The sequence below is a fragment of the Nocardia sp. NPDC051900 genome, from assembly GCF_044452545.1.
GTDB lineage: Bacteria > Actinomycetota > Actinomycetes > Mycobacteriales > Mycobacteriaceae > Nocardia > Nocardia sichangensis.
Genome location: NZ_JBITBU010000042.1, coordinates 1 through 18,956, shown reverse-complemented (window position 1 = coordinate 18,956; position 18,956 = coordinate 1). Strand labels below are relative to the sequence as shown.

Annotated in this window: 19 protein-coding genes and 3 pseudogenes; 11 read left to right on the top strand and 11 right to left on the bottom strand. The window is 62.1% G+C overall.

Annotated features, from left to right (window positions below; translation table 11 throughout):
* Positions 1-172 precede the first annotated feature (172 nt).
* Positions 173-1,120, top strand: a complete 948-nt coding sequence (locus ACIA5H_RS36600) for an IS481 family transposase (RefSeq protein WP_397080821.1) — start codon at positions 173-175, stop codon at positions 1,118-1,120.
* Positions 1,121-1,637: 517 nt separating this feature from the next.
* Here ACIA5H_RS36600 and ACIA5H_RS36595 read toward each other — a convergent pair.
* Complete coding sequence (locus tag ACIA5H_RS36595; RefSeq protein WP_364439325.1) at positions 1,638-2,093, bottom strand: Lrp/AsnC family transcriptional regulator; 456 nt, start codon at positions 2,091-2,093, stop codon at positions 1,638-1,640.
* Between the two features lie 82 nt (positions 2,094-2,175).
* On the opposite strand from ACIA5H_RS36595, the gene ACIA5H_RS36590 reads away from it, so the two are divergent.
* Positions 2,176-2,793: a LysE family translocator gene (locus tag ACIA5H_RS36590; protein WP_397080816.1), complete on the top strand. Its 618-nt coding sequence runs from the start codon at positions 2,176-2,178 to the stop codon at positions 2,791-2,793.
* 40 nt (positions 2,794-2,833) lie between these two features.
* On the opposite strand, the pseudogene ACIA5H_RS36585 reads toward ACIA5H_RS36590, so the two are convergent.
* Positions 2,834-3,259: pseudogene (locus ACIA5H_RS36585) on the bottom strand (Tn3 family transposase); the annotation flags it as partial.
* Between ACIA5H_RS36585 and ACIA5H_RS36580 the strand changes: the two are divergent.
* The 3 genes from ACIA5H_RS36580 (at position 3,220) to ACIA5H_RS36570 (ending at position 5,898) form a co-directional block, all read left to right on the top strand.
* Positions 3,220-3,552, top strand: a complete 333-nt coding sequence (locus tag ACIA5H_RS36580) for a transposase (protein WP_397080819.1) — start codon at positions 3,220-3,222, stop codon at positions 3,550-3,552. The pseudogene ACIA5H_RS36585 and the gene ACIA5H_RS36580 overlap by 40 nt on opposite strands.
* A 482-nt stretch (positions 3,553-4,034) precedes the next feature.
* Positions 4,035-5,264: a JmjC domain-containing protein gene (locus ACIA5H_RS36575; protein WP_397080813.1), complete on the top strand. Its 1,230-nt coding sequence runs from the start codon at positions 4,035-4,037 to the stop codon at positions 5,262-5,264.
* Between the two features lie 430 nt (positions 5,265-5,694).
* On the top strand, positions 5,695-5,898 hold the full coding sequence (locus ACIA5H_RS36570) for a hypothetical protein (RefSeq protein WP_397080811.1): 204 nt from the start codon (positions 5,695-5,697) through the stop codon (positions 5,896-5,898).
* Positions 5,899-6,352: 454 nt separating this feature from the next.
* Here ACIA5H_RS36570 and ACIA5H_RS36565 read toward each other — a convergent pair whose 3' ends face one another.
* Positions 6,353-6,976, bottom strand: coding sequence for an MspA family porin (locus ACIA5H_RS36565; protein ID WP_397080809.1), 624 nt, complete (start codon positions 6,974-6,976; stop codon positions 6,353-6,355).
* 336 nt (positions 6,977-7,312) lie between these two features.
* Between ACIA5H_RS36565 and ACIA5H_RS36560 the strand changes: the two genes are divergently transcribed.
* The 5 genes and pseudogenes from ACIA5H_RS36560 (at position 7,313) to ACIA5H_RS36540 (ending at position 10,312) form a co-directional block, all read left to right on the top strand.
* Positions 7,313-7,921: a hypothetical protein gene (locus tag ACIA5H_RS36560; RefSeq protein ID WP_397080825.1), complete on the top strand. Its 609-nt coding sequence runs from the start codon at positions 7,313-7,315 to the stop codon at positions 7,919-7,921.
* On the top strand, positions 7,854-8,180 hold the full coding sequence (locus ACIA5H_RS36555; RefSeq protein ID WP_397080807.1) for a transposase: 327 nt from the start codon (positions 7,854-7,856) through the stop codon (positions 8,178-8,180). Before ACIA5H_RS36560 ends, ACIA5H_RS36555 begins: the two co-directional genes overlap by 68 nt.
* A 218-nt stretch (positions 8,181-8,398) precedes the next feature.
* Positions 8,399-8,728, top strand: coding sequence for a putative quinol monooxygenase (locus ACIA5H_RS36550; RefSeq protein WP_397080805.1), 330 nt, complete (start codon positions 8,399-8,401; stop codon positions 8,726-8,728).
* 457 nt (positions 8,729-9,185) lie between these two features.
* Positions 9,186-9,471: pseudogene (locus tag ACIA5H_RS36545) on the top strand (transposase); the annotation flags it as partial.
* Between the two features lie 700 nt (positions 9,472-10,171).
* Entirely contained in the window at positions 10,172-10,312 is a 141-nt protein-coding gene (locus ACIA5H_RS36540) for a hypothetical protein (RefSeq protein ID WP_364438701.1), read from the top strand.
* A gap of 1,229 nt (positions 10,313-11,541) precedes the next feature.
* Here the strand turns inward: ACIA5H_RS36540 and ACIA5H_RS36535 are convergent.
* The gene (locus tag ACIA5H_RS36535; protein WP_364438707.1) at positions 11,542-12,384 is read right to left on the bottom strand and encodes a transposase; all 843 of its coding nucleotides are present in this window, start codon (positions 12,382-12,384) and stop codon (positions 11,542-11,544) included.
* Between the two features lie 539 nt (positions 12,385-12,923).
* On the opposite strand from ACIA5H_RS36535, the pseudogene ACIA5H_RS36530 reads away from it, so the two are divergent.
* Positions 12,924-13,139, top strand: a pseudogene (locus tag ACIA5H_RS36530) (IS30 family transposase); the annotation flags it as partial.
* 232 nt (positions 13,140-13,371) lie between these two features.
* Here the strand turns inward: ACIA5H_RS36530 and ACIA5H_RS36525 are convergent.
* The 7 genes from ACIA5H_RS36525 to ACIA5H_RS36495 form a co-directional block, all read right to left on the bottom strand.
* The gene (locus ACIA5H_RS36525) at positions 13,372-13,995 is read right to left on the bottom strand and encodes an ATP/GTP-binding protein (RefSeq protein ID WP_364438698.1); all 624 of its coding nucleotides are present in this window, start codon (positions 13,993-13,995) and stop codon (positions 13,372-13,374) included.
* Positions 13,976-14,347 carry a DUF742 domain-containing protein gene (locus ACIA5H_RS36520; RefSeq protein WP_364438695.1) on the bottom strand — a complete coding sequence of 124 codons (372 nt, stop codon included), beginning with the start codon at positions 14,345-14,347 and terminating at the stop codon, positions 13,976-13,978. The genes ACIA5H_RS36525 and ACIA5H_RS36520 overlap by 20 nt, the downstream gene beginning before the upstream one ends.
* Positions 14,344-14,760: a roadblock/LC7 domain-containing protein gene (locus ACIA5H_RS36515; RefSeq protein WP_364438693.1), complete on the bottom strand. Its 417-nt coding sequence runs from the start codon at positions 14,758-14,760 to the stop codon at positions 14,344-14,346. Before ACIA5H_RS36515 ends, ACIA5H_RS36520 begins: the two co-directional genes overlap by 4 nt.
* 42 nt (positions 14,761-14,802) lie before the next feature.
* Positions 14,803-17,148, bottom strand: a complete 2,346-nt coding sequence (locus ACIA5H_RS36510) for a sensor histidine kinase (RefSeq protein WP_397080802.1) — start codon at positions 17,146-17,148, stop codon at positions 14,803-14,805.
* A gap of 99 nt (positions 17,149-17,247) precedes the next feature.
* Positions 17,248-17,400, bottom strand: a complete 153-nt coding sequence (locus ACIA5H_RS36505; protein WP_397080823.1) for a hypothetical protein — start codon at positions 17,398-17,400, stop codon at positions 17,248-17,250.
* The gene (locus ACIA5H_RS36500; RefSeq protein WP_397080800.1) at positions 17,373-17,564 is read right to left on the bottom strand and encodes an SDR family NAD(P)-dependent oxidoreductase; all 192 of its coding nucleotides are present in this window, start codon (positions 17,562-17,564) and stop codon (positions 17,373-17,375) included. Before ACIA5H_RS36500 ends, ACIA5H_RS36505 begins: the two co-directional genes overlap by 28 nt.
* Before the next feature lie 505 nt (positions 17,565-18,069).
* Complete coding sequence (locus ACIA5H_RS36495) at positions 18,070-18,270, bottom strand: hypothetical protein (protein ID WP_397080798.1); 201 nt, start codon at positions 18,268-18,270, stop codon at positions 18,070-18,072.
* Positions 18,271-18,956: the final 686 nt, after the last annotated feature.

Here is an 18,956-nt window from a genome sequence, read left to right as displayed (position 1 = left end):
GTCGAACCCCTACCGCGACCACCTGCGCCACCGCCGCACCGAGGAGCCCGGCGTCGCGGTGCTGCATCTGTTCCACGAGATCAAAGCCCTCGGCTTGTCGTATAAAACTGACGGAGTTGCTTGACACTCGGACCCTCTGAACCGTAGGGAGATTCGGGTGAGCGAGCCTGTCATGGACCGTGAGGTGCGTCGGCGCCTGGCGGTCCTTCGTCATGTCGAGGAAGTCACCGGCAACGTCGCGATGACCTGCCGGTACTTCGGCATCAGCCGTCCCACGTACTACACGTGGCTGCGCCGATATGAGACCGAAGGTGTGGACGGACTGCGCGAACGGTCACGGCGCCCGCGGACCAGCCCGACTGCGACTCGCGCCGAGGTCATCGAGAAGATCATCCATCTGCGCCAGCATTACCACTTCGGCCCGGACAAGACCCGCATGTACCTCGAGCCCCACCACGACATCAAGATCAGCAAATCCGGCGTCTGGCGCATCCTCGAACGACTCGACATGGGCCGGCTACCGGCCTCCCAGCGCTACAAGCGCCACGACCGCCGCTGGAAGCGATACGAGAAGCAACGCCCCGGCCACCACGTGCAGATCGACGTCAAGTTCGTCGAACCCCTCCCCGCCAAGCCCGGCACCCCGGCGGTGAAACCGGTTGGTCGGCGCGGGAAGTTCTACCAGTTCACCGCGATCGATGACTGCACGCGGTTGCGGATCTTGAAGATCTATCCGCGCAACAACCAGAAGACCGCGATCCAGTTCCTGGACTACGTGCTCTCGCAGCTGCCGTTCGCCGTCGAAACGATTCAGACCGATAACGGGGCGGAGTTCCAGTCCGGGTTCCACTGGCACGTGCTGGACAAGGGCATCAACCACGTCTACATCAAGCCGGGAACGCCGCGCTTGAACGGGAAGGTGGAGCGCTCGCACCGGATCGACGCCGAGGAATTCTACCGGCTTCTCGACGGCGTGGTCATCGACGACGTCAACATCTTCAACGCGAAACTCAAAGAGTGGCAAGACTATTACAACTATCACCGGCCCCATGGCGGACTCGACGGCCAGACCCCGTATGAGAGACTTCGTCAGAAGACGACAACCGGGGACCGGGTGTAGTCGATCTTCGTCAGCGGCACACCACACTGCAGTAGTAAGGCCCGCCAGATGTACAACGAGACCTACGAACACGGCAAACGCTGCTACACCGTCGCACAGATCTCCGAAACCTTCGGCGTTTCACGCAAAAGCATCTACCGACACCTCCACCGCAACCCCCCGTAACGTCGTCCTTCTGTCCGCGGGTGGGACCACGCGCGTATCCGAATCGAGCCATGCCCGAAACTGTCCCATAAAGGGCCGACAGCCCCGGTTTCGTCCCGTAGATTCCGCACACGGGTCCTGGCCCGGTTCGAGATTTCGACGAACTGCGGCTTCGCAGATCCGATTCGCCGCGCTCGATCTGGGAAAAAACGACTGTTTTTGCCCCGCTGAACCAGGCGCTGCGATGATGTTGACCCCGCGCCCGCGGATGACCCGCGCCTGTCATTCGGGGGCGAATTCGCCGGATAAGGATGGCGGCAGAAAGCCGAGCGCCTCCCTACTACGCCGGATCTGCGGGCGCGTGCTCCGGCAGTCAGTCGAGGGGGTAGGGCCGGTTCTCGGCGATGGTCTTCATGACCAGTGTGGAGGTGAGTTTCTCGACGCCGGGGAGGGTGGCGAGGGAGCGGTCGTAGACCTGCTGGAAGTCGGGGAGGTCGCGCGCGATCACCCGCAGCAGATAGTCCGGTGTGCCGAACAGTCGGTGGGCTTCGAGGATATTGGCGACCTCGCCGACGGCGATCTCGAATGCTTCGACGGTGGCCCGGTCGGCCGAGGCCATCGTAACGAAGACCAGCGACTCGAAACCGAGTCCGAGGGCTTTCGCGTTCAGGTTGGCGCGGTAGCCGGCGATGGCGCCGAGTCGCTCCAGAGCGCGGACCCGACGGTGACACGGCGAAACGCTCAGGCGCACTCGTGCGGCGAGTTCGGTGACCGTGAGCCGCCCGTCTCGCTGGAGCTCGGCAAGTATCTTCCGGTCTACCGCATCCATGCGCAAGATTTTGCCATTCGCAGCGGCATTCCAAGGAAGACTTGGAAGCACATTCTCCCTGTTCACCCCTAGTCTTCCGATCATGGGATTTGGGGTTCTCGGCGCATTCTGGGCGGTGTCACTGCTGTTCGCCTGCACCCCTGGTGCGGAATGGGCCTACACGATCACCGCCGGGCTGCGCTATCGGAGTCCTGCGCCCGCCGTGGCGGGTATGTTGGGTGGACACCTGCTCGCCACGATCGCGGCGGCGGTCGGGATCGCCGCGACCCTGGCTGGGTCGCCGCCGCTGATGACCGCACTGACCGCTCTGGGCGCGGCCTACCTGATAGGACTGGGTATCGGCACCTTCCGCAACCCACCAACACCACACGCCGACATCGACATCGCTTCGGCGTCACGCTCGCGCCAGGTGATGAAGGGTTTCGGCGTGAGCGGGCTCAACCCCAAAGTGTTCGTCCTATTCCTGGCTCTGCTACCCCAGTTCTCCGACCCGACAGACGCTTGGCCGATCGCCGTCCAGATCCTCGCCCTCGGAACAGTCCACATCGTGAACTGCCTGGTGATCTATACCGGCGTCGGCCTGTGCGCCCGGTTCGTCCTCGGGACCCGACCGACCGCCACCAGGATGGTCGGGCGAGTCTCGGGTGTAACGATGGTCGGTCTCGGCGTTATCCTGCTGATCGAACAGCTCGCCCACTGAATCGTCGCCGTCCACGGGAGGGGCGATGTCGCGAAGCGCATCAGAACAGGGTGTCGCGCCCCCGCAACGGCCGGTATCCAGTCGGGCCCAGGGCAGCGAGTTCGGCGTCGATGTCGACCTCGATCGCGCCGAAGAAGTTGATGTTCTCGCTGTGCGCCGGGGAGATGTGGGTCAGCACCTCGTAGTCGATGCGGCGCCCGGTGCGGCGCATCTGCTCCACGGCCAGCCCGTAATACTCTGTCGTCCAAGCGATCACGGCGTTCGTCGCGAGGGTCGAGCACCAGGCTTGCCCGGTTTGGCCGTCCAGCTACCGGGCCCGGATCATGCCCTCGTGGGGGTAGAGCAGGTCGCGGCGCAGCGCGTGCAGGGACTCTCCCTTGTTGAGCTGGCGGGAGATCTTGCGCCGGTAGTCGGGGTCGGCGAGGTATTTCGCGGCGTAGATCGTGCGCCGCAGCGCCCCGTACTCCTAAATTCGGCCGATGCTACGGCTTCCCCCAAAAGGCGGATCGCGGTCGTCGAAGGGCTGATCGCGCTCGAACATTCGGGACGGTCGGCCTGCCGAGCTGCCAGCGACAACAGATCTACCTTCTTCCGGCAACCACGGCAGCCGTTGTCCACCAGAACATTCGCAGGATCGTCGTCGCCGACGAGATATCCCGGATTAATGCCCGGTCACGCGGGACCTACGGCAAACGCCGGATCAAGGCTGCGTTGCTGGCCCAGTGCGAGGTGATCGTCAACCACAAGCTGGTGGCCTAGACCATGTCCGAGCGTAGGCTGTCCGGCCTGCCCGACGCAAACGTCGCGGTCACCCGAGGCTCCTCGGTTTGTCGCTGCCGGAGATCGCCGCCCGCTACGGCAACATTCGACCTACCCACGCATCCGCTACATACGCGAATAACTCACCACCTTGACGATATACGTACGTGATAATTCGCCGCCGCACGCTGAATCACCTACGTGGATTTTACCGCCCTAGCGGCCCGCTCCACGCAGGCCGGGTCTTGCCAAAATCTCGCAACGCGTGTACTTTGACGTATCCATTCCCAATCTCTGAAGTGAGGTCTTACATGGACGTCCAAATCCTCCTGACGGAGGTCATTCCTTACATCGACACGTTGAAAGTTTTCAGCGCGTTGACGGACTCGATTATTCACCTCGCGGGGTACGCGGCCCCGATCGAAATCTGACGGCGAGGTGTGAACTGTAGCAGCAATTTGTAGTCATCCGGAGAACGAAACATGAGCACTCGGGCGCCTATATTCGATGAGCTGGTCGGCGATGAACAGGTATTCTTTCGCGAATACTTCGATCGCATGCCATTGCTGCGGCGTGCGGCCATTCAAGGTGATGTACGCGAGGTTCTCCGCGCGGAGGATCTCGACGAGTTGCTGCATCGCGAGTCGCTCCGATTGCCTTATGTGTCGATTTTCGGCCGCGAATCATCTTATCAGGTGTCCCGGCTCATACACGGTAAGCCGGTAACCGACTGCGTGGCGCCGGAACGAGTCCACGAACATTTCTTGTCCGGCGCCACGATACAGTGGTATTCAATGAATCATTTCTTTCCGAACCTGCGTGAACTCACGTCGATGTTGGCTCGGAAATTCGCGTCCCGCAGTGAAGTCATCGCATTTCTCAGCGCGGCCGGCGCGAAAGAAAGCGCAGGCTGTCATCAAGATCCGGTGGACCTCTTCATCATTCAAGTCGAAGGTACGAAGAACTGGAAGGTGTGGGCGCCCCGAAAAGGGGAACCCACCTCGCATGAACCGGACGAGCTCGGCGAACCCCTGATCGACACCGATCTCGCGCCCGGCGATGTTTTGTACATGCCCTACGGCACGCCGCATTTGGTCTCGTCCAAGAATGCGATGTCGCTGCACCTTTCCGTCGCGGTGAAGCCTCGCAAATGGAGCGAGTTGTTGATCGACATCGTCGGCGACATCGTGAACGGCGACGCCGCCTTCCGAGGATTCCCCCATCTGGACGAGCAGTTGTCCGACGAGCAGGCGGACACGCTCGAACGGCTCGCCGGATTGCTCGCCGAGCGGATCGCGCTGATCGATCCGAAGGCTCGACTGCAGCAACTGGCTCGAGCCGGGCGCGACGCGGCGGTACCGTCCAACGGCCACGTCTTCGGCGACGCGGCCGGCATCGATCGCGCACAGAAGACGACCGGATTCAAGCGTGGGCCAGCAGAGGTCCTGTTCGGCGATACCGACGACGGTACGTGCACGCTCGAGATTCGGAAAACCACATCCGCGAGCATGGACGGCAAAGTCGAGCACTCCATCCGGAGAACCCGAATCAAGGTTCCGGAGAAAATAGCCGCCGGTCTGCGGCATATGACAGAAGGCGATATTCTGACCGCAGAGGATGTCTTTCCGGTGGGCGACGCTGAGCGATCGCTCGAAGTCGCCAAAAGTCTTGCCCGCATGGACATCCTGCAACCGGTTCGACTGCCAAGTTGATGAGCCTTCCCTCCAAGTCGAGAGGGGCCTGCTCGGAGTATTCGTGCCTGTTCACCGAGCGCTCGGTGTCATGCAGGCATGATACTCAAACCAAGTGCCGTTGCAATATTGATACTAGCTGCACTTCGTGATGTTGTTGGGTAGCCTATTTCGTCGTGTCGGTGGATGAGGATCTGGCTGCGTGGGTGGCTGGGTTGGATGAACGGGCAGCCCCACCTGGTGTTCGGTAAGCCGTTCGGTTCACGGAATACCACACTCGCAGAACTGAGGCCTTGGCCAGGGTGTCTTGCAGAGGTATTCCGCGAACTGGTCCGATGAACCCCCGTCAGTAACGTCAAACGGTGATCGAGCCCTTCCGTGTCGGATATGTACGCTTTCCATTGACGAAACAAGACGTCAGATCCCAATCGAGCGACTGCTCGTCCTCACCGTGCTGCCCGATCGGATTCCCGTCGACAAGGGGTTTTCCGGCACCACCCGCCGCAACCGCACCGGCCTGAACAACGCGCGCACCGCAACCCCCTCCGCCGCAGCTGCGGTCACTGACCGGCAGGTGGTGCCGGCCACGACGAAAGTCGACCGGTTCGCCTGCGACATGGCCGAGGCCGGCGAAAGCACTGACGAGCTTGCGTGAGCGCGGCGTCCTGTCGGGCTCGGCAGCCAAATCACGACTGGTCCAACCCGTTAGGCAAACTGTTCCTTCAAACCTCACCATGGTCACCGAATTCAAGCCGAACCTGAACCACCTGCGCGAATGCGCCACTATTCAACGGGCACGATCGGCGATCCCCCGCCTCGACCCGGCGCGGGCGGAACCAGGGCGCCGGCGGGCGCAACAGCGTTAGGTGCAGATCTTCCGGGTGCCTGGGCCGGCATTCGCGGTGGGGAGGGTAGTGGCGCAGCAGGTCCGCCTCGCTCTGCAGGGCCGGACTCACGGCTGCCGCAGGCGGGAGCAGCTGTCATGTTTTGTGTTTCGGCGCATGTTGGCGACGCAGCGACCGGTTCCGCGGATGCAGTGGAATCAGCAAGTAACAACGACGCCGACGTGGCGGCCAGCGCGAGCCAATGACACCATCCTCGTGAGCGAGTCACAACCATATCGGGTCACCGTAGACGGCGACCGAGTTGTCGGCCGTGGCTGTGGATATCGACACGATCGCAAATGAGCGTAGGCTAACGGCGCCCGCGCACGCGTCGATCTTGACCTGCACCTGGTCAACGGAGATAGAACCATGGGGTCCGGCAAGCGATTTGGTTTCAAAGACAATGTCGCTGATGGTACCCGGTTTGATGGTTGTCGATATGTTCGGCAAAGCCAATGCGCTGCCGCCCACTGCGAGACCGGGAGATGGAGCGACCGTCACCGCCACACTCGGACCGATCGCAGCGGACATCCCGAGGGTGAGACCGTTAGAAACGTCCACTTGACAGCCGATCTGGTATCCCAACTGCAGTGCTCCTGAATTCACCGCCTCCCGGCCCTCGCCGCTGACATCGGCTGCGACCGATAAGGTGGCAAATCCTTCACGGGTGAACGGCGTGGCAGCCAGATTGGGTACGCGCTGAAGATCTTCCGCAGTCTTGCTAATCCGCAGCTCCCAACCGTCCTCGGTCGTGACGACGCGAGATTTGTCCTCCGTTTTATCGGCAGACGCGGTGGCGCTAGCAATCCCGACCACCGCAGTGGCGGCGAGTCCGAGGATCGTTATCATTGAGCCCCTCAAATGAAATCCTTCGTTCCGAAAGCAATTGGGGCCCTCATATTACAGCGCCTCTTCGAAATCCTATGCATGTTGTTCCCAGAGCCGACAGGGGCCGCGCGGGGGCGCGTCATACAGATTTGACTATCTCCACGATACGGAGGTGGCCGGGCCGGACGCTGGGCCATCGGGCGTTCGCGCCTCCACGACGATCCGTTCACCCTCATCGACCACATCCTCGACAACCGGCGGCAAACCCCGAAACGGCACCCGACAACGAGAGTCACCTCAACCATCGAGGCATCATGCCGTCACCTACCCTCGGCCACCACCGGAAGTGAGCTGGGCATGATCTTCAACGCCCAACAGGACGCGGTCTGGCGACGGACCAAGGCCGGCAACGAACTGCGGTCACTGCTGCGCGAGTACTATCCGGCCTTCCTGGACGTCTTCGCTGGGAAATCTGCCACCAACCTGGCCAATTCGAGGCCCGCGCCGTCCTGTCCATCGCCCCCACTCCAGCCCACCTCGCCAAACTCACCAAAGCCCGGGTCGCGGCTGCGTTGCGCCGAGCCGGACGCCACTGCGGCATCGACGCGCTCGCCACCGAGATCCACAAAGGCTTACGGCGCCCCAACGGCGCCAACCGGCTTGGTGGAGACAGCCTTCGGCCGCCAGGCCATGGCGTTGTTGGCAGCTCTCGACACCGCCTGCGACAGCACTGACGACCTCGAGCACGGCCGCTGCCGAGGAATTCCGCAAGCACGCCGACCACGCCATCATCACCATGCATGGCACCGCATCCACGACGCATTGTGGGACCGGGCACGGGTACGTGCCGGACTTGCCCCGCAGCCCACGGCCGCGGTGATCGACTCGCAGACCGTCCATGGCTGCGATACCGTGGCGGCAGCCACGGTCGGTTACGACGCGGGCAAGGAGATCAAAGGGCCGTAAACGTCACATAGCCACTCACACCAGCGGACTGCTGCTGGCCGTGGTAGTGATTGCCGCGTCGATTCAGGACCGCGACGCTGCGCACCGGCTGCTGGCCGCCGTGCGGGCCCGCTTCGCCACCGTCTCGCCGGTGTTCGCCGACGGCGGCTATGCCGGACGGCTCGTTGTATGGGCGAAATTCGTGCTGGCACTGACAGTTCAGATCGTCAAACGCCGCGATACGGCCACCGGATCCGAGGTTTTACCCGCCGGTGAGTAGTGGAGCGTTCGTTCGGGTGGCTGGGTCAAACACCGCCGCGGTGTCCGCGACTACGAGACTCGCCTCGACCACCATGAGACGATGGTTTACCCAGCCTCGATACACACTCTCACCCGCCGACTTGCCCGCACCACCGACCAGCGCACCTGAGCCGACAGACGCAGCCGAACATTCGCTCTGCCGATACGGGACAGGGCGACCAGCTGGTTCTGGCGTGGATGTTCGAGCTCGTACTAATGTCTGGTTGCATGTTTATGCTTCATAGTCGACTCGGGGCCAAGCCGGGCAAACGAGATGAGTTGCTGAAGATCCTCACCGAAGGTGAGCACGCTGATCCTATGCCAGGATGCCGGCTCTACGTCATTGCCCTCGACGAGACCGACCCGGACGGGGTATGGGCAACCGAGATTTGGGAATCCGAATCGGATCATGCAGCTTCGTTGCAGCTTGATGAGGTCAAAGAACGGATCTCACGGGCGATGCCGCTGGTCGATACCGCCGGCATCCGCCAGCAACGGCTCGACGCGCGGACAGGGATTCCCGGCTGAACCGGATCAATACCTGTTTCCGGAGCGTAAGCGCGTGTCAGCGAAGTGCCTTCGAAAGTCCGCAGCCACGCTCACGCACAACACGTCGTCGTGATAAACCACTGAGCCTGCCCGCAGACCCCAACGCAGTTATGCCATATGGCTCACTGCCCGAACTCAGTTCTCAGATGCCCTCTAAGACCATCGCAGGTCGTTGGCGCTGCCCCGCAAGACTCCATCCGGGCCCAATCGGACCATTCTCGGAGCCCTTCAAGAAAGCGGGCATGCCTCTCTATTTAGCTCGTCGGCGAGCAGCACCTGCGGGTTGCGCCGTGGTGGGCCTTCCGCTAGGCGGGGTACCGCGACCGCCTCCAACAGCGGCGCGAGCATCGGCGAGTCGTCTACCTGGCCCGGCGTGAGCTGTACCGCCAAGCCTGACTGCGGCCGTCGGTGACCAGATGTGGCGCTCGACGACGAACTCACTGCCAACCAGAAGGCAATAGCCGCCCTCGTGCGCGCCACCCCAGCCGCCGGCCTGCTCGAGCAGACCGAAATTGGACCAGTTGCCACGGCCGCCTGCCTGATCGCCTGGTCTCACCACGGCAGCATTCGTTCCGTAGCTGCGTTCGCCTGTCTGGTTGGGGGCCAACCTGATCCCCGCCTCGTCGGGCAACACCGTCCGTCATCGCCTCAACTGCGGTGGAGACCGGCGGTGCAACCGTGCCCTCCACATGGCCACGATCCCCCGTTACCCGCATGATCCACGACCCCACCACCCGCGAATACGTCGAACACAGCCCGCCGAAGGCGGCACCACCGCCGCTGCCTCATACAACTAGGTCCTACGTATGCATAGCCCAGCGACACTTGCCATTCTACCGATGTGATCTCGCCCCGCTGACAGCAATTCTGGTTCGATGACAAAACCCAGCTTCATGTGTCGACTCAAGCGCGCTCGCCCGGCTGACTGCTCTGCAAGAAAGGACGAACCGAAATGTCACTGCAGTCCGACTGGTGGCCGATGAGAGTGAATGCCAGAGCCCCGAGCTCGCCTTCGCCGCAGGCCTCACGGATATCTCCGCCATGCTCGGCCAACCCGAACGACTGGGATCTGGATAGGGGGTCGCCCTCTGTGTGGCATCGGTCCACGCAGATCTGCATGCAGTGTCCGTTGCTCGACCAATGCCGAAGAACGGTCGAAAGCATGAGCGGCGGCGGGCACCCCCCGCGCTCCATGATCTGGGCGGGCATCGGTTATGACGATAGAGGTCGACCAGTCCAGGACCTCGGTGAGTATTCGAACCAGCAGCAGAGAAGGATTCGTCACCCACTGCGCATCACACGCGTCAAGCAACTGGACGCTCAACCTCTGCACAATCATTGTGCCGAATCGCAATCCGACAGCACGTCGCGGCCGTTGAGGCCTCGGGCTTCTTGTATCATCCCGAGGCGAATGTGACCGTCATGTCCGAACGACACCTTGCCGTGCAGTTCACTCCTGCGGGGCTTGTGCTGCACTACCGTGCGGAGAAGGCAGCCGCAGAAGAGTTCGCGACAGGCCAGGCGACAGTGTCGACGCTCGTCGAAATGTTCAAAGAGCGCTGACAAGAACGACCCTGAACCTGGTGGACGCGGGTCGATGCAGTGCTGGGTGGGCTTTCTTCGGCGGCCTGTCCGCTTCCGCGGTTGTTCATTCCGTGCGGCCCGGAAGACCATGAGGAAGTCTGCGGCGTACTCGTGGTGATGCTGCCGGGGTAAAAGCTCGATCGTGACCCCACCGACCGGTGGGCAGTGACGTGGGAAGCGACCGGGCATCGCCCTTCACTTCCGGCATCCTGCCCGGCGGCGGGCAGGCTCACTGTCAACTGCTGGTGGCCGGTCGTGGCGGAGCTCTCGTAGTAGTCCGAGGTCGGGGTATCGGGGTGCGACACGAAGTCGCACGAGTTGACTGAGCTTCATCGGAGGAGGTCGGCGGATGCCGAAGGTGTAGCTACAAATCAGTGTTCGAGGATCTGTCCCCAGGCCTGACGCGCGTCGCCGGTAACGGTGGGGTGTGAAGCTCAGGTCGGAAGGCTGGAGGGCTCCCGTTCCATCCGGCAGTTACAAGTCACGGGGAAGGCCGACAGGGTGAACAACCGTACACCCGTGATGATGCCTCGTCATCGGAAACCCCGAAGATGGGTTGCCACAGCAGGGGTAAGGACTGGTCGCTGGAAAGCGCAGACGCCGACCGGAAGACTCGAAGCCGGTCGGGAGAACATCGCCGTCGTAGTGGGTACAGGGCACCCGACACGTTCGTAACTCACTCGTGTGGAACGTGACAACCCCATTGGAGTCCGGCGGCATAGACGTCGTCAGCAAGCTGACCGTGAGGCAGGCCAGCGGGCGCTGGATAGCCCACGAAGCCAATGTCGGCGGCCGAAAGAAGACGAGAGAACGAGACATTCGTGATCGACTCCTCCGCCGATGGTTTCGGTTTACCGGACGGATGCCGGCATCTGCCCGGACCTGAAAGGTCCTGACGTGGGCCGGGTGAGCCTGTGAAGAGACTACGACAACGACGCCGGAACCGAAGCGCAAGTTGGACAACATGATCGAGACAGCTGCGGTGGTCGAGGGGCGTCATGGTGAACGGACCGGAGGACGACCTGCTTGATTGGCAGTCGATCGACTGGCGAACCGTCGCGGGTGAAGTACGCGTTCGAGTCCCTTGAGTCAAGTCCTCATGCTTTGTGCCCTTTGCCCCTCGGCGATCTTGCCGTCGTAGTAGTTCCGTCCTCTGGTGCCCGGCATGCGCACTTGCGTCAAGCGATGGTGTGCAGGGCGTTGTTGAGCTAGCGATCGCCGTGGCGGGACAGTCGATGCCGAGGCTTGCCGGCGCTGGCGATTTCTATTGGCGCGGTGCCGGTGTGGACTGCGAAGGCTCCTGCGCTGCGGAACCGTGACGCGCGGCCGGTGCGGCCCAGCAGCCGAGCCGCGACCACCGGTCCGACGCCGACCAAGTCGAGAAGGCTGCTGCCGGAATCGGCGACGGTGTCCTGCATACGCTGCCGGTTGGCCTTGAGCCGGGCGTCGAGGGCTCGCACGTCGGCGACGAGTTCGCGGGCGAGTTCTTTGCGGGCGCGTTTCACCGGTGAGGACGGGCGGACACGCCGCAACACATCAGTGGCCTGGTTTGCGGTCAGATCGGTGGACACGCCACGGGGCAGCAACTCCCGCATCACCGGGTGCAACTGGTTGACCGTCCGGGTGCGCTGCCTGGTCAGATTCGTGCGCCGCTCATCAAGCATTCGCAGCACGGTGCTCGCTCCCTCAACCTCGACGGGCACCGCATCGCCATGCAACGCCGCCACACTGGCAGCCGCAGCCGCGTCGATATTGTCGTTCTTGCGCCGCCCGCCCCGCGACAATTCTCGCACCCGCGCAGTGGCCGTGGACGGCACGTCGGTGACCTTCTCGCCGTGGGCGATCAGCCATTGGGCCAGGTGCCGGCCCAGACCCCACGCGTTCTCCACGGCCCAGCACCGCTCAGAAACTCGTTTTGCCCACGCCAGAAGCCGCCCATACTCGGGCAATGTCGCGTCGATGCGGATCGTTTCGATCGTCTGGTTGGTTGCGGCATTCAGCGCCGCCGCCGTATGGGTGGCCTTGTGCGGGTCGACCCCGATCACCACCATCAACCACGTCTCCTCACTCCTCGTCGGGATATAGGGAGCCGCGGGCGACATTCCGGCTTTCGGCCTGTGTGTCCCACACCTCTGTTGAGTTAGACCCGCGGTCGGTGTCGGGCCGGGGCGCAAACCCCTGGTGAGCCAGCCCGAACGGGCGCAGGAACCTCACGAGCCAGCCCCGACTCGACACCTCCGGCAGACTACGGCCGGTGATCATCCAGCCCGCCAACCGGTCACGCCTACACAAGCCGGAACCTCAGGCCGACCCCACGCCATGGCCGGGTGATCCGGCGCACCCGCAGCGTTCGCAGACAGTGCCATCTTCTGAACGGCGCATCGAAGCAGTCGAACACGTGCCGAGCACCCCTCCCCCTCGATGGTGAAGCCAATGCGGGAAGCTCGGCCTCCCGCCCGCGCGCGACCCTGTCCAGGCGTCGGCCTTTGGCCACCGTTCGAGAGAACGCCGCAGCAGCGAGGCCATGCGCAAGGCACTGTTCGAGCAGATGGCCACGTTGCCCGCATAGCTGCGTCGCTCGCTCACCTAGGACCGCGGCAAGGAACTCGCGCAACATGCCAATTTCACTGTCGACACCGGTATCGCCGTCTACTTCGCCGGCCCGCATCAACCCTGGCAGCGAGGGACGAAAGACACGAATAGTTCTCTACGCCAATACTTTCCGAATGGAACAAATCTGTCCCAGTGGAGCGCAAGCGAAATCGCAGCAGTCACCGCGGCACTGAACGCCAGACCCCGCAAAACCTCGGCTCCCCCAACTACCTCGCTGTCCTCCTGTTTGGCCGCATCGACGAGGAACGCGCCGCCTTACGGCAGCGCAGTCAACGTCGTACACCGGCAGGTATATCAAGCGATTTAGCGTATTAGTTGGGCATCCTTGACCGCTAGCATCGGGTTTTGACTATTGCGCACACCTTCGCATCCTCCATGGAAAAGCGCATTTTCGAGCAGATCGCTCGGTAACGGATTATCGCGGACTAGCCTTGATCGGACGCTGCGACCGACGGACTCCTCGCACTTCCGAATTGCTGGATGAGGTACTCCACCAAGGTAAGCAACACATCTTTTACCGATTTACGATGACGAGCGTCGCACAAAATAATGGGTACTTCGAGAGTGAGATCAAGTGCGCTTCGGATCTCTTCAGAGCTGTAGACCGGACCTCCGTCGAAACAATTGACGCCGACTACAAATGGTATTCCCCGCCTCTCGAAATAGTCGACAGCGGAAAACGAGGACTCCAGGCGCCGCGGATCCGCGAGGACCACTGTTCCGAGTGCGCCACGCGATAACTCGTCCCAGAGAAACCAAAATCTTTCCTGGCCGGGCGTGCCGAAGAGATAAAGGATCAATTCGCTATCAATCGTGATGCGACCGAAATCCAGCGCGACCGTGGTGGTTGTTTTGGCATCCACGCCGGTCAGATCGTCCACTGATACGCTCAGATTACTGAGCGACTCTTCAGTGCGCAGCGGCGCGACTTCGCTGATTGCCCCCACCAACGTGGACTTTCCCACACCGAATCCTCCCGCGATCAGAATCTTCACCGATTGCGCGATCATATTCATGGATTTGGCGGTATCAGAGTTTTCGAATGCCATTGAGCACCGTCCGGAGTAGATCGATATCGGTCGAACCGGAGCTGCGCGACGAATCCGGTGACCGGTAGATGAGGTAGCCGGCGACTATGAGGTCGTTGATCAGGATCTTCGTCACCGTCAGTGGAAGCTCGAGTTGGGCGGCGACCTCGGCAATTGACGTGGGACGCCGACACATCCCCAGTATCCGACGGCTTTCCGGCTCCAACCCGTCGACGCCGCCGAACCCGGCTGTAACGATCAGCGTGATCATATCGAGGCTGTGGTGGCCACCCGTCCGGCCCTGGCTGATGGCGTAGGGCCGCACCAGTGGACCAGAGGCATCCTCGAACCAATGCTCACGCCGCTTCGTCATGGTCTTGTATCGACCCTGCCGATATGACTGGGCCGAAGTGTCGCTGAGAGGTATCTTCCGATGCGCTTGATCGTGTGATTCATGTCGTAGGCAACCATTCCCATATCCGCCGCAATGTCCGCCATCAGCGCCAGACACGCGTTGGGCCCACCGGCTGTTACGAATATGACCGCCTCCGCCAATTCGATGACCGCCTGTCGGACCTCCCCACCACCGAATCGGCTGCCCGAACTTCGCGCAAGACCATATAGCGCGGAAGACATGGCGCAGAAGTGTTCCGCGTCCTCTCTGGACATATGGGTGGAGTTGCCGATCAGCAGCCCATCGGTCGACAGCACAACCGCTTGGCGTACGCCGGGTAGGCGCTGCACCAAATCATCGAGCAGCCAATCGAGGTCGGTGGGAGTGGTCACTGTGACTTTCCTTTGTAATCGTCGGCGATGTGCGAATCAAGCTCAGCTTTGGGCATGACGTCCCTGTCGTGTACCCGCTTCGATCGCGGTGAATAGGTCCCGCGCCTGTTCCGGTGAACGACTGCCGATTGGTGTAGATCTACCTGACGAGGCCGAGGAAGTCGGCTGCGCAAGTTCCGGCGCAAGATGTTCCTGTCGCCGTCGGCGCGGGAGCGGCGGCCGCCCTTCTGCGGCCACCGGTCCGAACTCGCTGTCTCCGGGCCAGCCAGGAGTCTCGGGAACGTCGCCGGTCCGCCGAGCGAGGTCCGCGGAACTCTCCAAAAGCTCGACAGATCTGGACGACGAGACCTGCGGCGTCCAGCCATTCAGCTGACTTCCGAACTGCTCTGCACTATCCGACAGGCCGGCGCCTTCGTCACCACTCCCCGGCTGCACCAGCTCGGTATCGAGCAGGTGCTGCGGAATGAGTACGACCGCACGAACGCCGCCATAGTCCGATTCCGCCAACCGCACTTTAATGTTGGAACGACCTGCCAGCGCGGCGACGACCAGCAGCCCGAGCCTCGAATCACTGGATAGGTGGAGCACACCGAAGTCTGGGGGGTTCCGCAGCATCTCGTTCGCACGGTCCAATTCCGCACCGGGCATCCCGAGACCTTGGTCGACGACCTCGATGACCGCCCCCTTGCCGACGATGGTTCCCGAAGCTTCCACCCGAGAACCCGAGGGCGAGAAGGAGGTTGCGTTATCAATCAACTCGGCGAGCAGATGGATGACGTCGGCGACGACGGTGCCGATGACTCGCACGTCCGGCACCCGACTTGATCGAACCCGTTGATAGTCTTGTGTTTCGGCAATCGCGCTTCGGACGATCTCTATGAGCGGCACCGGGTTGCGCCATCGACGACCCGGCCGCTCACCGCCGAGAATGATGAGGTTCTCGGCGTTGCGACGTTCACGAGTCGCCAGATGATCGAGCTGGAACAGCACGCTCAACAGTTCCGGGTCCTCCTGGCGCGACTCAGCTGTATCCAGGATCTCCAACTGCCGATGCATCATGAGCTGGCTGCGATGAGCGATGTTCAAGAACACCGCATTCACGGCCCCTCGGGTCTTGGCCTCGGTGACCGCCGCCGACACCGCCGCCAGCTGGGAACGATTGAACGCATCCGCCACTTGGCCGATCTCATCGCGTCCGAAGTCGAGCCGGACCACCTCTGACTCGACGTCAACCGACTCTCCGTTGCCGATTCGGGTCATGATGTCAGGCAACTGCTTGTCGGCCATCGCGAGGGTCTCACCGCGTAGCCGCTTCAGTCGCCGGGTCAACCGGTTCGACATTCCGACCGAAACGAGCAAGATACCGAAGGCGATCGCCACAGCCGCCACACCACCCGCGATCGAGTTCCGGACAGTTCGGTCCGCGATATCGCTGGCAACTTGATGCGTAGCGGCGAAATTGGTGCGCCACACCTCCAGAAGCTTGGCCTCGACTCCGGTAAATGCCACGTGCCAGGCATCCAGGTCTACCTGAAGTGCCGCAGTGCTCGCCGTCCCTTGAAGTGCGGCAGTGCTTGCGGTCCGGCGCTGGTCATCCCGTGCCCTCGCCCCATCCGAGATGATCGCCTCTTCGATTGCGGTGGATTGCTGCCAGAGCTGGCTACCAGTGAGATCGTCCAGCATCCGTTTCGCGGAGGGGGCCAGCTGCGGGGCCAAGTTGGCAAGTTCATTGTGGTAAATATCTATTTGACGAACGGACTCCCGCCAATACGCCGGAGCCAGACCTTCGGTGTCGGCTGCCGCCGCAGCCATCGAGTGCGCCATGCCCGCCGTCAGGACGGCGGAAAATAATCTCGTGGAGGTTATCGCCGAGGCGGCGTTGCTGACGTCCCGAGCGGCCTTGGCGATGCCGTCCATGATCGTCGAGCCGTAACGGGCTACCTGCATGTACAGGCCGTACACCTCATCGATCGAGGACATGCCGGTATCGACACGCCCACGGAGCTGGACGATGTGTTTGTATGCGTCGGCCACTTCTGACGAAGAACCGTCCACAGTCCCCGGACGCATGCTGCTCATATCCGCCAGCTGTCCGATGTTGACCTTTATTTGCTCATCAACCCGGGCTCGCGCGTCTACCAGGTCATTCGGAGCTATCGGTTTGCCACTGACGCGTAGCAAGGTCAGTCGGAACTCATTCTGGATGAGCGAGGTCAGGTCGATGATGGCTGGAGCGGATCGCACATTCTCGTCTGCGAAATTCTTGTCCCGAACTCCCTGGGTCACCAAAATCGCCGCACCAGCCGCGCCAACAGCCAGCAGCACGACGCTGGGGATCAAAGCAATCGACAAGATGCGAGCGCGGATGCCGGGGGTGAAGTGGAACATGCGGACGACCTAACTGAAAGAGCTCACATCATTCGCCAAGATATTGATGGAGCGGCCCGGATTCGATGTGGATATGCCTGACACGGCGCGGGATCTTCATCAGAACCGTCCCGAGTTGGCGATGAAATCGCTTGCCGTGCCGCAGATGTCGTTGCGTGGCCAGGAGCTGGGTGGAGCCAATGTCCACACATCGTAGTCGCGGCGTACCGCGTCGAGACAGCCGGTCAGATGCCGCACGTTCGGCACGACCACCGTATCGATTCTCGACGTTGCAAAGCGGCGAGGGAGATGAGTTCGTCGGCGTCGGCATGATTACGCATCGTGGCGAAGACTCGCTGGCCCTGCCGAGCCAGAGCCACAGCGGTAAGTCGCCCGAAGCCGCTACTGCATCCGGCGATCAGCACATTCTTTGTCATCAAACCTCTTCTTTTCGATCACAGATTTGTGGTGACGCGGGCACCTGACTCAGTCAAGTGCCCGCTGTGACTTCGGTATCAAATCCGACATATGCGTCGGTAGATAGCAGTGGTGGCATTAGTGGCACTAATAGCAGACCGAGAAGGCCGCCGTTTTTTCTTCAGTGGTGCCGAGAAACTCTGCCCGCAGTCGTTTAAAACTGGTCTCCGACCAGCGCATGCTGCGATGGCGAATATTGCGCGTGCGGCGCTGCGATGCGCTGTATCGTCGGGCGGTCCCGTCGCCGGCTGATAGGCCCGGATGGACGACTTACTCGCTGACGGCACTGTCGTTCAACTGCTTATCGTCCGAGTAGCCGACAACGCCCGTATGCCGATCCGCTGGAACCTTCCGAACTACTCGGTTTGGCGCGACCTTTCCTCGTTGTGATGTTAGCGAGAGGGTAATTCTCGACAAGCTCCTTTGTCAAGACTTGCAGTCTCGACAAAGCGGTCTACCGCCGCGCTACGCTGAGTCGGCGGCGAAAATGACATCGGCAGGCACCACCAAACCGTGCTCACGCGCCGGATGCGCGGTGCCAGCCCCGCCGACGAGGTGGCGGGCCACCACACCGCTGTCGGTGGACAGTCCCTGCAACACCAGGTAGTTCTGTTCGAAGAACGGAATCTCGGCAGTGAGGAACCCCTCGAATTCGTCTTCGTTCATTCTCGGCAGGGCGGTGGCATCGAGGCGAGTCCGCTCCGACGTCGGAGTGCGCGGCGACGATGCCCGCGGTGTGGACGGTCGACACCGTGGCGGGCGTTATCGGCAGCCTGGGGGATGACCGATCAGGTGAGGCGTCGGAGGCCGCCGAATTGTTGGTGTCCGCTGCGGAGGCGGGTGTCGTGACCAGCGAGAAGATAGTGAACGTCTTCGGTGACGGCGACCGGGTCGACGTCGATGGCGCCATGTTCCAGTTCGTAGTCGCGGGCTTGGCCGCAGACGATGCGGGTCGCATCCTCAAGGCAGCTGCGATCGACCTCGTCCGGGATTACATCCGTCGCGGGGGCCGCGATACCCGATGTCGACGCCGCAGGCCGATCGCATCAGTGTGGGCTGGGTGGTGTATTCGCCGGTGCCCGCTAGGGAAATCGCTTTGGACCGTGCGGTTTTCTATGTCGCCGATGACGGTGCCGTGGAGCGGTCGACCTTATCGGTGCCGCGATCGGTGTTCGTAGCCGGTTTCGAGTAACGGTTCCGGCTTCGCCGAGACGGCCGAGCCGGACCGAAGGGTTAGCAACGTGCCCGATGAAGTCCGGCCCGTGACCAACGATCTTGTGAAAACTGGCGTTTAGCCTCTACTGGGGTGAGGCCGGAAAGGGGCAATGACGATCTGATGGTGCTGGGCCGCC

Excerpts from the sequence above, each read along its gene's own strand:
- ACIA5H_RS36600 (WP_397080821.1), top strand. The coding sequence starts at position 173 with ATGGACCGTGAGGTGCGTCGGCGCCTGGCGGTCCTTCGTCATGTCGAG.
- ACIA5H_RS36595 (WP_364439325.1), bottom strand. The coding sequence starts at position 2,093 with ATGGATGCGGTAGACCGGAAGATACTTGCCGAGCTCCAGCGAGACGGG.
- ACIA5H_RS36590 (WP_397080816.1), top strand. The coding sequence starts at position 2,176 with ATGGGATTTGGGGTTCTCGGCGCATTCTGGGCGGTGTCACTGCTGTTC.
- ACIA5H_RS36575 (WP_397080813.1), top strand. The coding sequence starts at position 4,035 with ATGAGCACTCGGGCGCCTATATTCGATGAGCTGGTCGGCGATGAACAG.
- ACIA5H_RS36565 (WP_397080809.1), bottom strand. The coding sequence starts at position 6,976 with ATGATAACGATCCTCGGACTCGCCGCCACTGCGGTGGTCGGGATTGCT.
- ACIA5H_RS36560 (WP_397080825.1), top strand. The coding sequence starts at position 7,313 with ATGATCTTCAACGCCCAACAGGACGCGGTCTGGCGACGGACCAAGGCC.
- ACIA5H_RS36555 (WP_397080807.1), top strand. The coding sequence starts at position 7,854 with ATGGCTGCGATACCGTGGCGGCAGCCACGGTCGGTTACGACGCGGGCA.
- ACIA5H_RS36550 (WP_397080805.1), top strand. The coding sequence starts at position 8,399 with ATGTTCGAGCTCGTACTAATGTCTGGTTGCATGTTTATGCTTCATAGT.
- ACIA5H_RS36540 (WP_364438701.1), top strand. The coding sequence starts at position 10,172 with ATGTCCGAACGACACCTTGCCGTGCAGTTCACTCCTGCGGGGCTTGTG.
- ACIA5H_RS36535 (WP_364438707.1), bottom strand. The coding sequence starts at position 12,384 with ATGGTGGTGATCGGGGTCGACCCGCACAAGGCCACCCATACGGCGGCG.
- ACIA5H_RS36525 (WP_364438698.1), bottom strand. The coding sequence starts at position 13,995 with ATGGCATTCGAAAACTCTGATACCGCCAAATCCATGAATATGATCGCG.
- ACIA5H_RS36520 (WP_364438695.1), bottom strand. The coding sequence starts at position 14,347 with ATGACGAAGCGGCGTGAGCATTGGTTCGAGGATGCCTCTGGTCCACTG.
- ACIA5H_RS36510 (WP_397080802.1), bottom strand. The coding sequence starts at position 17,148 with ATGTTCCACTTCACCCCCGGCATCCGCGCTCGCATCTTGTCGATTGCT.
- ACIA5H_RS36500 (WP_397080800.1), bottom strand. The coding sequence starts at position 17,564 with ATGACAAAGAATGTGCTGATCGCCGGATGCAGTAGCGGCTTCGGGCGA.
- ACIA5H_RS36495 (WP_397080798.1), bottom strand. The coding sequence starts at position 18,270 with ATGAACGAAGACGAATTCGAGGGGTTCCTCACTGCCGAGATTCCGTTC.